Raw genomic sequence first — 12,598 nt, 5'->3', positions numbered from 1 at the left:
CGGTTTTGGGGGGCGGGTTTCTGCCTTGCCAAGGGCGGGGCGAATTCGCATCCCTATCCCTGCCGACGCAGAGGGGAGCCAGCGCCATGGGCCGCGAAGACCAGCCACCGCAGATGAGCCCGACCATCCGCACCATCGCCATGCCCGCCGATACCAACCCGTCGGGCGACATTTTCGGCGGCTGGCTGATGAGCCAGATGGACCTTGCCGCTGGCAGCATCGCCACGAAAACATCCGGCGGGCGCAGCGCCACCGTGGCGGTGGATGCGATGATCTTTCACCGCCCGGTGAAGGTGGGGGATGAGGTATCGCTATACGCCACGCTGGTGCGGCAGGGGCGCACGTCGATGACGATCCACGTCGATGCCTGGCGCAGGCCGCGTCAGAGCGCCGTGAGCGAGAAGGTGACCGAGGCGAATTTCACCTTTGTCGCGCTGGATGACGAAGGCCGCCCGGTGCCGATCAAGGCCGATTAGGTGCTACGGGGCGCTTTGAAACTTTCCTTTTCGCGCGGCAGCTGTCGATTTTGTTTCAGGCGCGGAAAAAGCGAAAAAAATGTTACATTGCTGTGCGAGGACCGTTGCCGAGTCGGCTGTGCCGCCGCTAACCTGCCCTAACGGCGTAGAGCCGTGACGTGCTGGTGGCTGGAGAAGATGACCTGCTGGAGGGCGGGCAGCCGGATCGGGACGGAAATCACGAACGGGGAGACGTTCACATGAAGATTCGTAACACGTTGTTTGCATCGGCAAGCATCGCCGGGATGCTGGCCGCGCCCGTCGCACAGGCGCAGTCGATGGATGAGATCGTGGCTGCCGCCAAGGAAGAGGGCATGCTGACGACCATCGCCCTGCCCCACAGCTGGTGCGGCTATGGCGACATCATCGCGTCGTTCAAGGCGAAGTATCCCGAGATCACCGTCAACGAGTTGAACCCCGATGCGGGTTCGGCGGACGAGATCGAGGCCGTGAAGGCCAACAAGGACAACAAGGGCCCGCAGGCGCCCGACGTTCTGGACGTGGGTCTGGCCTTCGGTCCGTCGGCCCAGGCCGAGGGGCTGCTGTCGCCCTACAAGGTTTCGACCTGGGATTCGATCCCGGCCGAAATCAAGGATGCCGATGGCCATTGGGCGGGCGCCTATTACGGCGTGATGGGCTTTGTGGTGAACACCGATCTGGTGCCGAACCCGCCGCAGGACTGGGCCGATCTGCTGAAGCCGGAATATGCGGGCATGGTGGCGCTGGCGGGCGATCCGCGCGCGTCGAACCAGGCGATCCTTGCGGTGCTGGCGGCGGGTCTGTCCACCGGGGCGGCGGCTGGCGAAGCGTCGGGTCAGGCGGGGCTTGAGTTCTTCAAGCAGCTGAATGACGCGGGCAATTTCGTGCCGGTCATCGGCAAGGCGGGCACGCTGGCGCAGGGCACCACGCCCATCGTCATCGCGTGGGATTTCAACGGCCAGTCCTGGGCGCGCGAACTGGCGGGCAACCCGCCGGTGGAGATCGTGATCCCGAAATCGACGGTGGCCGGTCTCTATGTGCAGGCGATCAGCGCCTATGCACCGCAGCCCAATGCCGCGAAGCTGTGGATGGAGCACATCTTCTCGGACGAGGGGCAGCTGGGCTATATCAAGGGCGGCTGCACCACCGCGCGCTTTGGCGAGTTGGTGGCGGCGGGCAAGGTTCCGCAGGAAATGCTGGACGCCATGCCCCCGGCAGAGGCCTATGAGACCGCCGTCTTCCCGACCGTGGCCGAGCAGGACGCCAACAAGGCGGCCGTGACGGCGGGCTGGGATGCGACCGTCGGCGCGAACGTTGCCGAATAATCCGGCCTGATGCTACGATCCCCTGCCGCAGCCGTGCTGCGGCGGGGGTTTTTCGAAGAGGCCGCCGCGAGAGCGGCCCGCACGAAGGGGGACCGATGCCGACCGAACCGATCCGGCGCGCGCCGCGCAGGTTTCCCCTGCACTGGTTGGGCATCCTGCCCTTTGCCATTTTCGCGACCCTGTTCCTGATCCTGCCGACGATGCGGATCGTACTGGGCGCGTTCCAGACGCCGGATGGCGGGTTCACCTTGCAGAACATGCTGGATCTGAACACGGATTCGATCCGGGCGGCCTATTGGACATCCATCAAGCTGTCTTTTTACACCGCCGCGCTGGGCTGTGCCGTGGGCTTTGCCATGGCGGCGGCGGTGGTGTTCGGCGGCCTGCCCAAGGGGGTGCGGTCGCCCCTGCTGACATTTTCCGGCGTGGCGTCGAATTTCGCGGGCGTGCCGCTGGCATTCGCCTTTATCGCGACGATCGGCCCGGTGGGGCTGATCACGGTCTGGCTGCGGACGGAGTTCGGGATCAACCTGCGCGCCTATGGGTTCAACCTTCTGTCCTTCTGGGGGTTGGTGATCACCTATCTGTTCTTCCAGATCCCGCTGATGATCCTGATCATCACGCCCGCGCTGGACGGGTTGAAGCGGGAATGGCGTGAGGCGGCGGCGGTGCTGGGCGCGACGGGGGTGCAGTATTGGCGGATGGTGGCCCTGCCCATCCTGTTTCCGTCGATCCTTGGCACCTTCGCGCTGCTGTTTGCCAATGCCTTTGGCGCGGTGGCGACGGCCTTCGCCCTGACCGGGCCGCAGTTGAACATCGTGCCGATCAAGCTGTTCGCGCAGATCCGCGGCGATGTGCTGGGCAATCCGAACCTTGGCTATGCGCTGGCCTTCGGGATGATCCTGATCACGGCGGGGGCGAACCTTCTGTACATCTGGCTGCGGGTGCGGTCGGAAAGGTGGCTGAAATGATGCGGGTTGTCGCCTGGGGCGTGTTCCTGCTGGGCTGTCTGTTCTTCCTGTTGCCCTTGGTGGGGATGACGGAATTCAGCCTGAAGATGCGGCGCGGGGTCTATTCCTTTGACGCCTATGCCGCGGTGTTCGGGGATCCGGCGTTCTGGGCCACGTTCGGCTATTCGCTGGCCCTGGCGGCGGCGACCATTGTGGTGGGCGTGGTGCTGGTGGTGCCGACGGCCTATTGGGTGCGGCTGCGCCTGCCGCAGGCGCGGCCCTTCGTGGAGTTCATCACGCTGTTACCGCTGGTGATCCCGGCCATCGTGATCGTGTTCGGCTATATACGGATGTACAACACTTCGTCCTTCCTGCCGCTGACGGGGTCAGCGCTGGGGACGGATATCCTGCTGACCATGGGCTATGCGACGCTGGCCCTGCCCTACATGTACCGGTCGGTGGATACCGGGCTGAGGACGATTGACGTGGGCACGCTGACGGAAGCGGCGCAGAGCCTTGGCGCGGGGTGGGTGACGATTCTGGCGCGGATCATCCTGCCCAACGTGATGGTGGCGGTGCTGTCGGGGGCATTTCTGACGCTGGCCATCGTGCTGGGCGAGTTCACGATGGCGGCGCTGCTGAACCGGCCGGCCTTCGGGCCCTATATGCAGCTTCTGGGGGCGAACCGCGCCTATGAGCCGCCGGCGCTGGCGGTGATCGCCTTTGCCATCACCTGGGGCTGCATGGGGTTGATGCAGCTTGCCACGCGATTTGCCAAACATGAAAGGGCGAAGGCCTGATGTCGTTCCTGTCGCTGTCCCATCTGGAAAAGACCTTTGGCACCAACCGGGTGGTGAAGGATTTCAACCTGAGCGTGGAGAAGGGGGAGTTCATCTCGCTGCTGGGTCCGTCGGGATGCGGCAAGACCACGGTGCTGCGGATGGTGGCGGGGTTCGAGACGCCGACATCGGGCGGGATCGTGATCGACGGGCAGGAGGTGACGGGGCTGAAGCCCAACCAGCGCAATATCGGGATGATGTTTCAGGCCTATGCGCTGTTTCCCAACATGACGGTGGCCGAGAATGTGGCCTTCGGCCTGAAGGTGAAGGGCGTGGCCAAGGACAAGCGCGATGCGCGGGTGGAGGAGATGCTGCGCCTGATCGGGCTGCCCGAGATGGGGGGGCGCTATCCGTTCCAGCTGTCGGGCGGGCAGCAGCAGCGGGTGGCCTTGGCGCGGGCCTTGGCGCCCAGCCCGCGGGTGCTGTTGCTGGATGAGCCGTTGTCGGCGCTGGATGCGAAGGTGCGGGTGTCCTTGCGCAACGAGATCCGCGAGATCCAGCGGGAGTTGGGGATCACCACCATCTTCGTGACGCATGATCAGGAAGAGGCGCTGTCGATGTCGGACCGCGTGGTGGTGATGAATGGCGGGATCGCGGAACAGGTGGGCGCGCCGTTCGAGGTGTATAACCGCCCCTCGACGCGGTTCGTGGCCACCTTCGTGGGGACGCTGAACGTCTTTGACGGCGCGGTCACGGGGCCGCAATCGGTGACGCTGGCGGGTGTGCCGGTGACGCTGGCCGAGCCGGTGGAGGCGAGCAAGGGCGCGACGGTGGCGCTGGCGCTGCGGCCGGAGGCGGTGCAGTTGGGCCGCGTCGAGGGCGCGGATGTGGTGCTGCCCGCGACCATCGAGAGTGTGGAATTCCTTGGCTCCATCATCCGGGTGCGGGCGCGGGCGGGCGGGTCTGTCGTGGCGCTGGACACGTTCAACCGCATGGATGCCCCACCCCCGGCCATCGGGGCCGAGACGGAGGTGAGCCTGCACGCGCGCGACCTGATCGTTCTGGCGGGCTGAGCGGGGCAGAAGGGGCTTGCCCCGCGCCGGGGCCGTGGTGATATGTTCGCCCGGATATATCGCAAGCGCAGGGATGCCATGCCGCCCACAGGGACCGCCCATTGATGACGGACTGGCTGTCGCCCACGGAATGGCAGGCGGTGGCGCTGTCGCTGCGGGTGGCGTTCTGGGCAACCGTGATCAGCCTGCCCCTTGGCATCTGGGTGGCGTGGCTGCTGGCGCGGCGGGAGTTTCCGGGCAAACAGGTGCTGAACGGGTTGGTGCATCTGCCCTTGATCCTTCCGCCTGTCGTCACCGGCTATCTGCTACTGATCACCTTCGGGCGGCGGGGCTATGTCGGGCAGTTTTTGGACCAGTGGTTCGGCATCGTGCTGGCCTTTCGCTGGACGGGCGCGGTGCTGGCGGCGGCGGTGATGGCGTTCCCGCTGATGGTGCGGGCGATACGGCTGGCGTTCGAGGCGGTGGATCCCAAGCTGGAGCAGGCGGCAGGCACGTTGGGCGCGTCGCCCGCCTGGGTGTTCCTGACGGTGACGCTGCCCCTGATCCTGCCCGGGGTGCTGGCCGGGGCGGTGCTGGCCTTTGCCAAGGCGATGGGGGAGTTCGGGGCGACGATCACCTTCGTGTCGAACATTCCGGGTGAGACGCAGACCCTGCCATCGGCCATCTATGCCTTCCTTCAGGTGCCGGGGGGCGACGCGCAGGCGTTCCGGCTGGTGATCGTGTCCATCGCCGTGGCGATGGGGGCGCTGATCGCCAGCGAATGGATCGGACGGCGGGTGGCGCGGCGGATCGGGGGGCTGGGATGAGCCTGTCGGTGGAGCTGGAACATGCGTTTCCGGGATTCGCGCTGGACGTGGCCTTTGACGCGCCGCCGGGGGTGACGGCGCTGTTCGGGCGGTCGGGATCGGGCAAGACGACGGTGGTGAATGCGGTGGCGGGGCTGTTGATGCCAGACCGGGGGCGGATCAGTGCCGGGGGCGCGGTGCTGTTTGACCGGGCGGGGGGCGTGGCCCTGCCACCCCATCGGCGGCGGTTGGGTTATGTGTTTCAGGACGCGCGGCTGTTTCCGCATCTGACGGTGCGGCAGAACCTGACCTATGGGCGCTGGTTCGCGCCGAAGGGTGGGGTTTCGCTGGAGGCGGTGGTGGAGATGCTGGGCATCGGCGCGCTGCTGGAGCGGCACCCCGTCGCCCTGTCGGGCGGCGAGAAGCAGCGGGTGGCCATCGGGCGGGCGCTGCTGTCGAACCCGCGCCTTTTGCTGATGGATGAGCCGCTGGCGGCGCTGGATGAGGCGCGGAAGGCCGAGATCCTGCCTTGGCTGGAGCGGTTGCGGGACGGGACGGATATCCCGATCCTCTATGTCAGCCATGCGATGGCCGAGGTGGCGCGGCTGGCGACCACGCTGGTGGTGATGGAGGCGGGCCGCATCCGGGCGGCGGGGCCGGTGGCCGAGGTGCTGGCCGATCCGGCGCTGGCGCCGGTGCTGGGGCTGCGGGAGGCGGGGTCGATCCTGCCCGCACGGGTGGCCGCGCAGGAGGAGGACAGGCTGACGCGGCTGGAAACGGCGGCGGGGCCGGTCTGGCTGCCCCGAGTGGAGGCGGCGGTGGGGACGGCGCTGCGCGTGCGGATCGCGGCGCAGGACGTGATCATCGCGCGGGCGCGGCCCGAGGGGATTTCGGCGCTGAACGTGCTTCCGGCGGTGGTGGCGGCGGTGCGGATGGGGGATGGACCCGGCGCATTGGTGCGGCTGTCGGTGGGGGGGGATGCGCTGTTGGTGCGGATCACGCGGCGGTCGGCTATGGCGTTGGAGTTGCGGGAGGGGGCAGCGGTGTTTGCCATCGTGAAATCGGTGTCGGTGGCACAGGCGGATATTGGCGTGATGTGACCGGCGCCGGGGTTGGGGCCTCTGCGGCCCATGCCGCGTGGCGACCTGGAGGCCCGATCAGCCCTGCCACGCCGCGCCGTCGGGGTAGCGGTGCGCGGCGAGAGAGGCGGGTTTCATAGTGATGGAATAGCCGGGCGCCTCGGGCGGCATGTAGTGGCCAGCGTTCATATGAACGGGCGTTAGGAAATGGTTATGCAGGTGATCGACATATTCCAGCACCCGATCGGTGAGGCTGGCCGAGACGCAGACATAATCGAAGATCGACAGGTGCTGGACATATTCGCACAGGCCCACGCCGCCCGCATGGGGGCAGACGGGGGTGCCGAAGTGATCGGCCAAAAGGAACACGCCCACGATTTCATTGACGCCGCCGAGGCGGGCGCTGTCGAGTTGGAGGATCTGCAGGGCGTCGGCCTGCAGGAACTGTTTGAACATCACGGCGTTCTGGCAATGCTCGCCCGTCGCCACCTTGATGGGGGCCACGCCGCGGGCGATGGCGGCATGGCCGAGGATGTCATCGGGGCTGGTGGGTTCTTCGATGAACCACGGGTCGAATTCGGCCAGCGCTTTCATGTGTTCGATGGCCTGTGCCACGCCCCAGACCTGATTGGCATCCATCATCAGGCGGCGGTGGGGGCCGATTTCCTGACGGATGATGCGGGCGCGGCGGATGTCATCTTCCAGATTGCCGCCGACCTTCATCTTGAAATGGGACCAGCCTTGGGCGATCGCCTCTTGGCACAGGCGGCGCATCTTTTCGTCGGAATAGCCGAGCCAGCCGGCGGAGGTGGTATAGGCGGGGTAGCCGGTGGCGCGCATCTCGGCGATGCGGGCGGCGCGGGTGGGGGCGTGTTCTTCGAGCCGTTCGCGGGCGCGGCCGGGGTCGAGCGCATCGGAGAGGTAGCGCCAGTCCACCAGCGCCACGGTCTCTGTGGGCGTCATGTCGCAGAGGAGGCGCCAGACGGGTTTGCCCGCGCGTTTGCCCCAGAGATCCCACAGCGCGTTGACAAGGGCGGCGGTGGCGAGGTGGATCACCCCCTTGTCGGGCCCCACCCAGCGGAGCTGGCTGTCGCCGGTGAGGCGGCGCCATGTCGCGCCCATATCGGCGAGCAGGTCTTCGACGGGGATATGTTCAATCAGGGGGGCGAGGGCGCGGATGGCGGCGACGCAAAGTTCGTTCCCGCGCCCGATGGTGAAGGTGAGGCCGTGGCCTTCGGTGCCGTCATCGGTTTCTATGATGCAATAGGCGGCGGAGTAGTCGGGGGCGAGGTTCATCGCATCGGAGCCGTCAAGGCTGCGCGAGGTGGGAAAGCGGATGTCCAGCGCGCGGATGGCGGTGATGCGGGTCATGGCGGTTCCTCCGGCCCGCAGCATAGGGCGGGCGCGGGGCGGTTGGGAAGGATCAACCCTTGCGGCGCAGGAGCGGCAGCGCGATGAGGGCGAGGCCGAGGCCCATCTGCAGGCCTTTGGCAAGGCGCGTGCCCCCGGCCCGGGGCAGGAGCACCATGGCGAGTTTGGCGAGGTTCGCCACGGTGGCCGTCTGGCGCGCGCGGGCCTGCGCGGCGCGCAAGGCGGCGCGGATGGCGAGCGCGACGAGGGCCACAAGCAGCAGAAGGCCCAGCGCGACAAGCGCGAGCGCGCCGGGCAGGCCCGTATGGGGGACAAGCGCGGTGACGGCGGCGGCGGTCAAGAGGCCGAGTGCGGCCAGAGTGACCAGCACGGCCACAACCATCAGGGCGATGGCCCCCATCACGGGGGCCATGGGACCCGCGCGCCGCATCAATCGCGGCGCGTGAGGATGAGGCCGAGGATCACGCCCAGACCGACCGCCCCCGCCAGCCAGGCGAAAGGGTGGCTTTTCACCCGGTCTTCGACATCGGATTGCAGCGTGTCCACATGGGCGCGCAGGTCCTTGACGGCTTGCAGCGCCTCGGCCGTGGCGTCATCGGCGATGTCGCGGGCCTTGGTCTTTGCCTCGGCCGCGCTTTGCAGGCCCAGATCGCGGACGGATTTCGTCAGCGCGGCGATTTCGTCGCGCAGGGCCTGAATACGGGCCTCGACGTCATCCTGAAGCTGTTCGCGCGTATCGGTCACGGTTTTGAGCGGTGCTTTGGCCATGATCCCAATCCTTCATTCAAAATTACCAAGGGCTGCCAGCATAGAGGCAGATCGTGGCGAGTCTTTGATCAAATGAAGAGCAGGCGGGGTTTTGCCACCCCGCCTGTCTTTTTTGCCATAAGTGGCCCCCACCCTGCCCTAGCTGGCCCTATCCGGCCCCGTCAGGCGAAGCTGACTGTCCGGGCGAAGGGCATGTCGCGCAGGCGCTGGCCCGTTAGGGCGAAGATGGCGTTGCCGAGCGCGGGGGCGGCGGGCGGGGTGCCGGGTTCGCCGATGCCGCGGATATGGGGCTGGTTTTGCAGGATCTGCACCGCGATGGGCGGGCATTGCGACAGGCGGAGGGGTTCGTAATCCCAGAAGTTCGCCTGCTGCACCATGCCATCGCCAAAGGTGATTTCCCCCCGGATCGCGGCGGAGAGGCCATAGACCATGGCGCCTTGCAACTGTGCCTCGATATTGCCGGGGTCGAGGGCGATGCCGACATCGGCGGCGATCCATGCGCCGGTGAGGCGAAGGCCTTGGGGCGTTTCCTCGACCTCGATCACCTGCGCGGTGGGGACGCCGAAGGACAGGCAGAAGGCCACCCCCTTGGCGCGGCCCGGGGTGGGGCTGCCCCAGCCGGACATGTCGCGGACAGCCTCGAGCACCTTGCGCGAGGGATCGTGGTCGATCTGGGACAGGCGGAAGTCCAGCGGATCCGCGCCCGCGAGATGGGCGAGTTCATCCATCGCGGTTTCGTGGAAGAAGGCGTTCTGCGACGCGCCGACCGACCGCCACGATCCCACGGGGACCATGGCCGGGGCGCGGTAGCCCGTCACGCGGTGGTTGGGCAGGCGGTAGGGCTGTTCCCACGCGCCCTGCACGATGGTGCCATCGGGGCCGGGGATCGACAGGCCGATGCGGCCCATCTGGCTTTCCACCACGGAGGTGGCGCAGGTGGCGAAATCGAAGGCGGTGATCCGACCGTCAGCCACGGCGGCGCAGATGCGGCCCATGGCGGCGGGGCGGTAGAAATCGTGGGTCATGTCCTCTTCCCGGGACCAAGTCACGAGGACGGGGGTGCCTTCCATGGCCTGTGCCACGGCGATGGCCTGACGGACGATGTCCATTTCGGCCCGGCGACCGAAGCCGCCGCCCATCGGCAGCACCTCGACCGTGATCGCCTCGGGCGGGAGGCCGGTGAGGGCGGGCGCCTCGGTCAGGATCTGGGTGGGGAGCTGGTGGCCCGTCCAGACGGTGAGGCGGCCATCCTTGAGCCATGCCGCGCTGGACATGGGTTCCATCGTGGCATGGGCGAGGTAGGGCGCGGTGTATTCGGCGGTGAAGGCATCGGGCGGAAGGGCGGCGTCCACGTCGCCATCATCGCGGTTGGTGCTGTCGAGCCGGTCGGGGGTGAAGCTGGCGCGCAGTTCTTCGGCGATCTCGGCGCTGGTGGCCGGATAGGGGGCGGGACCCCAGTCGAAGGTGATGGCATCGGCGGCCTGCATCGCCGTCCATGTGTTGGTGGCGACCACGGCCACGCCACCCGGCAGGGGAACGATGCGTTCGACGCCGGGCATGGCTTCGGCGGCGGTGGCGTCATAGCCCAGCATTTCGCCCCCGAGGCGCGGGTTGGTGCGGACGGTGGCGAAGCGCATCCCCGGCAGGCGCAGGTCGATGGCGTAGGTCTCTGTTCCCGTGACCTTGGCCAGCATGTCGGTGCGCGGCAGGGTGCGGCCCAGAAGCCGCCAGTCTTCGCGGGGCTTGAGCGCGGGTTCGGCGCGCAGGTCGATGGCGGCGGCGGCGACGGCCAGTTCGGGATAGGGGATGCGGGTGCCATCGGGGGCGATCACGGCGCCGTTTTCGGTGGAAAGCTGCGCGGCGGGGACGTTGAGGCGCTGTGCCGCCGCCTCGACCAGCGCGGCACGGGCGGCGGCCCCGGCGAGGCGCATCTTTTCATACCCGTCGGGGATGGAGGAGGAGCCGCCCGTGATCTGAAGCCCGAGGAATTTGGCCGGGATGTCCATCGCGCCGCGCACGGTATTGGCGAGGCGGCTGTCATCGGTGGGGGCGAAGGGGACGCCTTCGCCGAGGATGGCCGCGTTGTAATAGGCCTTTGACGCGGGGCCGTGCATCACGCGGATCTGCGACCAGTCGAGATCCATCTCTTCTGCGACAAGCGCGGCGAGGGTGGTGTGGATGCCCTGCCCCATCTCGGCCCGGGGGGCGATGACGGTGACGCCGGTCTGGTCGATGATGACGTAAGGGTTGAGGGTGGCCGCGCCTTCGGGGAGCGTGCCTTCCAGCGGGTTGCCGTGGGGGGTGGCGTAGCGATACCAGCCGAAGGCGACGCCGCCCATAAGGGCGACCGAACCGAAGAGGAATCCGCGGCGGGCGATCTTCATCACGCGTCCCATGATCAGGCCTCCTTCAGGCGGGTGGCGGCATCCTGCACGGCGGCGCGGATGCGGGGGTAGGTGCCGCAGCGGCAGAGGTTGCCCGACATCGCCTCGTCGATCTGGGCATCCGTGGGGGTGGGGTTTTCGGCCAGCAGGGCGGCGGCCTGCATGATCTGGCCCGACTGGCAATAGCCGCATTGAGCGACCTGTGCCGCGGCCCACGCGGCCTGCACGGCGTGCAGGGCGGCGGGGTTGCCCAAGCCTTCGATGGTGGTGACGCTGGCGCCGGCGACATCGCCCAGCGCGGTCTGGCAGGAGCGGACGGCCTGCCCATCGACATGCACGGTGCAGGCCCCGCAGGCGGCGACGCCGCAGCCGAATTTGGTGCCGGTGAGGTTGAGCCCGTCGCGCAGCGCCCAGAGCAGCGGAATGTCGGGCGGCAGGTCGAGCGTTTCAGTGCGGCCATTCACGGTGAGGGTCGTGGGCATGCGTGCCTCCATTTCTTTCTGACATATTGAGCGTGAAATGTCATACTGTCAATTGACAATCTGGGGGAAAATTGTCAGGGTGTCGGCATGGCCGTGAACTTGCCGCCCAGCCCTGCCCCCGTGGACCGACAGGATGCGATCCTTGACGCGGCCTTTCATGCCTTTTCCAGCTATGGCTATCGCCGCACCTCGATGGATGACATCGCGCGGGGGGCGGGGATGTCGCGGACGGCGCTTTATCTGCATTACCGCAACAAGGAGGATATCTTCCGGTCGCTGGCGGTGCGGTATTTCGAAGAGGCGCTGCGCGACATGACGGCGGCGCTGGAGGTGCCGGGGCAGACGCTGGAGCAGGCGCTGCTGGCGGCCTTTGTCGCCAAGGATGGCAAGTTCATGGAGGCGGTGCTGTCCACCCCGCATGGCGAAGAGCTGATGGATGTGGGTTTCGCCGTGACGGGCGATCTGGCGGCGGCGGGCGAGGCGCGGATGGTGGAGACGCTGGGCGCGTGGCTGGCACGGCGGGGGGTGCCGCCGGGGCTGGGCAGCGGGCCGGAGGTGGCGCAGGCGATCATCGCGGCGGTGAAGGGGTTGAAGACCAGCGCGCGGTCCATGCCCGACTATCGCGCGGGGCAGGCGCGGCTGGCCGCGCTGTTCGCGCGGGCGCTGGCCCAGTAGCGGGCCAGTCGCGGCCTAATAGCGGCCGAGATATTCGAGGATGATGCCGGTGGCGATGGCCACGCGGAGCAGATCGTTGTCGATCAGCACATAGCGGCTGCCATCGGGGGGCGCGGGCAGATCGTAACGGTCCCAGTCGCGCACCTCGTACCACGGGACGCCACCGGGGATGCGGTTGCCAACCTGCCACTTCTTGGCCTGCCCGGGCGGCACGCAAGGCACGGCCTTCTTGGCAAGACCGGGCGGGCAGTTCTGCGGCCCCGCCTGCGCCGGGAGCGGCGTGGCCATGGCCGCGAGCGCGGCGAGGGAGAGGGCAAGGAGGGGCAGGCGTTGCTGGGTCATGGGGCACAGGTGCCGCCTTGTGCGGCGATGGGCAAGGCGCAAGGCCGGGTGCGCGAGGGGCTTGAGCGGATTTCCACCCGGGGGGGTGCGG

General features: G+C 67.7%; 14 protein-coding genes. 8 read left to right on the top strand and 6 right to left on the bottom strand.

Annotated elements, in window-relative coordinates; all coding sequences use genetic code 11:
- Positions 1–86 precede the first annotated feature (86 nt).
- The 7 genes from GU920_RS08240 to modC all read left to right on the top strand — a co-directional run bounded on the left by GU920_RS08240 (position 87) and on the right by modC (position 6,506).
- The gene (locus tag GU920_RS08240) at positions 87–476 is read left to right on the top strand and encodes an acyl-CoA thioesterase (protein WP_161766429.1); all 390 of its coding nucleotides are present in this window, start codon (positions 87–89) and stop codon (positions 474–476) included.
- A gap of 239 nt (positions 477–715) precedes the next feature.
- Complete coding sequence (locus tag GU920_RS08235; RefSeq protein WP_161766428.1) at positions 716–1,819, top strand: ABC transporter substrate-binding protein; 1,104 nt, start codon at positions 716–718, stop codon at positions 1,817–1,819.
- Positions 1,820–1,914: 95 nt separating this feature from the next.
- Positions 1,915–2,790, top strand: a complete 876-nt coding sequence (locus GU920_RS08230) for an ABC transporter permease (protein ID WP_161766427.1) — start codon at positions 1,915–1,917, stop codon at positions 2,788–2,790.
- A complete protein-coding gene (locus GU920_RS08225; protein WP_161766426.1) occupies positions 2,787–3,569 on the top strand; it encodes an ABC transporter permease in 783 nt (260 codons plus the stop codon). Before GU920_RS08230 ends, GU920_RS08225 begins: the two co-directional genes overlap by 4 nt.
- Positions 3,569–4,621, top strand: a complete 1,053-nt coding sequence (locus GU920_RS08220; RefSeq protein WP_161766425.1) for an ABC transporter ATP-binding protein — start codon at positions 3,569–3,571, stop codon at positions 4,619–4,621. The genes GU920_RS08225 and GU920_RS08220 overlap by 1 nt, the downstream gene beginning before the upstream one ends.
- A gap of 104 nt (positions 4,622–4,725) precedes the next feature.
- Positions 4,726–5,427, top strand: coding sequence for a molybdate ABC transporter permease subunit (modB, locus tag GU920_RS08215; protein WP_161766424.1), 702 nt, complete (start codon positions 4,726–4,728; stop codon positions 5,425–5,427).
- Positions 5,424–6,506, top strand: coding sequence for a molybdenum ABC transporter ATP-binding protein (gene modC, locus GU920_RS08210; protein WP_161766581.1), 1,083 nt, complete (start codon positions 5,424–5,426; stop codon positions 6,504–6,506). The genes modB and modC overlap by 4 nt, the downstream gene beginning before the upstream one ends.
- 57 nt (positions 6,507–6,563) lie before the next feature.
- Here modC and GU920_RS08205 read toward each other — a convergent pair whose 3' ends face one another.
- The 5 genes from GU920_RS08205 to GU920_RS08185 form a co-directional block, all read right to left on the bottom strand.
- Positions 6,564–7,856: an L-fuconate dehydratase gene (locus tag GU920_RS08205; protein ID WP_161766423.1), complete on the bottom strand. Its 1,293-nt coding sequence runs from the start codon at positions 7,854–7,856 to the stop codon at positions 6,564–6,566.
- A gap of 52 nt (positions 7,857–7,908) precedes the next feature.
- A complete protein-coding gene (locus GU920_RS08200) occupies positions 7,909–8,268 on the bottom strand; it encodes a hypothetical protein (protein ID WP_161766422.1) in 360 nt (119 codons plus the stop codon).
- A 17-nt stretch (positions 8,269–8,285) separates the two neighbouring features.
- Positions 8,286–8,624: a DUF883 family protein gene (locus tag GU920_RS08195; RefSeq protein WP_161766421.1), complete on the bottom strand. Its 339-nt coding sequence runs from the start codon at positions 8,622–8,624 to the stop codon at positions 8,286–8,288.
- Between the two features lie 161 nt (positions 8,625–8,785).
- A complete protein-coding gene (locus tag GU920_RS08190) occupies positions 8,786–11,020 on the bottom strand; it encodes a xanthine dehydrogenase family protein molybdopterin-binding subunit (RefSeq protein WP_161766420.1) in 2,235 nt (744 codons plus the stop codon).
- A gap of 2 nt (positions 11,021–11,022) precedes the next feature.
- Positions 11,023–11,490 carry a (2Fe-2S)-binding protein gene (locus GU920_RS08185; protein ID WP_161766419.1) on the bottom strand — a complete coding sequence of 156 codons (468 nt, stop codon included), beginning with the start codon at positions 11,488–11,490 and terminating at the stop codon, positions 11,023–11,025.
- An 87-nt stretch (positions 11,491–11,577) separates the two neighbouring features.
- Between GU920_RS08185 and GU920_RS08180 the strand changes: the two genes are divergently transcribed.
- Complete coding sequence (locus GU920_RS08180) at positions 11,578–12,165, top strand: TetR/AcrR family transcriptional regulator (RefSeq protein ID WP_161766418.1); 588 nt, start codon at positions 11,578–11,580, stop codon at positions 12,163–12,165.
- A 15-nt stretch (positions 12,166–12,180) separates the two neighbouring features.
- On the opposite strand, the gene GU920_RS08175 is transcribed toward GU920_RS08180, so the two are convergent.
- On the bottom strand, positions 12,181–12,507 hold the full coding sequence (locus GU920_RS08175; protein WP_161766417.1) for an RcnB family protein: 327 nt from the start codon (positions 12,505–12,507) through the stop codon (positions 12,181–12,183).
- Positions 12,508–12,598 lie beyond the last annotated feature (91 nt).

The organism is Paragemmobacter ruber, from assembly GCF_009908315.1.
GTDB lineage: Bacteria > Pseudomonadota > Alphaproteobacteria > Rhodobacterales > Rhodobacteraceae > Paragemmobacter > Paragemmobacter ruber.
This window is presented reverse-complemented; position numbering and strand designations above follow the sequence as displayed.

Bases quoted from the DNA above. Each gene is read 5' to 3' on its own strand.
- GU920_RS08240 (WP_161766429.1), top strand. From the start codon at position 87: ATGGGCCGCGAAGACCAGCCACCGCAGATGAGCCCGACCATCCGCACC.
- GU920_RS08235 (WP_161766428.1), top strand. From the start codon at position 716: ATGAAGATTCGTAACACGTTGTTTGCATCGGCAAGCATCGCCGGGATG.
- GU920_RS08230 (WP_161766427.1), top strand. From the start codon at position 1,915: ATGCCGACCGAACCGATCCGGCGCGCGCCGCGCAGGTTTCCCCTGCAC.
- GU920_RS08225 (WP_161766426.1), top strand. From the start codon at position 2,787: ATGATGCGGGTTGTCGCCTGGGGCGTGTTCCTGCTGGGCTGTCTGTTC.
- GU920_RS08220 (WP_161766425.1), top strand. From the start codon at position 3,569: ATGTCGTTCCTGTCGCTGTCCCATCTGGAAAAGACCTTTGGCACCAAC.
- modB (WP_161766424.1), top strand. From the start codon at position 4,726: ATGACGGACTGGCTGTCGCCCACGGAATGGCAGGCGGTGGCGCTGTCG.
- modC (WP_161766581.1), top strand. From the start codon at position 5,424: ATGAGCCTGTCGGTGGAGCTGGAACATGCGTTTCCGGGATTCGCGCTG.
- GU920_RS08205 (WP_161766423.1), bottom strand. From the start codon at position 7,856: ATGACCCGCATCACCGCCATCCGCGCGCTGGACATCCGCTTTCCCACC.
- GU920_RS08200 (WP_161766422.1), bottom strand. From the start codon at position 8,268: ATGGCCCCCGTGATGGGGGCCATCGCCCTGATGGTTGTGGCCGTGCTG.
- GU920_RS08195 (WP_161766421.1), bottom strand. From the start codon at position 8,624: ATGGCCAAAGCACCGCTCAAAACCGTGACCGATACGCGCGAACAGCTT.
- GU920_RS08190 (WP_161766420.1), bottom strand. From the start codon at position 11,020: ATGGGACGCGTGATGAAGATCGCCCGCCGCGGATTCCTCTTCGGTTCG.
- GU920_RS08185 (WP_161766419.1), bottom strand. From the start codon at position 11,490: ATGCCCACGACCCTCACCGTGAATGGCCGCACTGAAACGCTCGACCTG.
- GU920_RS08180 (WP_161766418.1), top strand. From the start codon at position 11,578: ATGGCCGTGAACTTGCCGCCCAGCCCTGCCCCCGTGGACCGACAGGAT.
- GU920_RS08175 (WP_161766417.1), bottom strand. From the start codon at position 12,507: ATGACCCAGCAACGCCTGCCCCTCCTTGCCCTCTCCCTCGCCGCGCTC.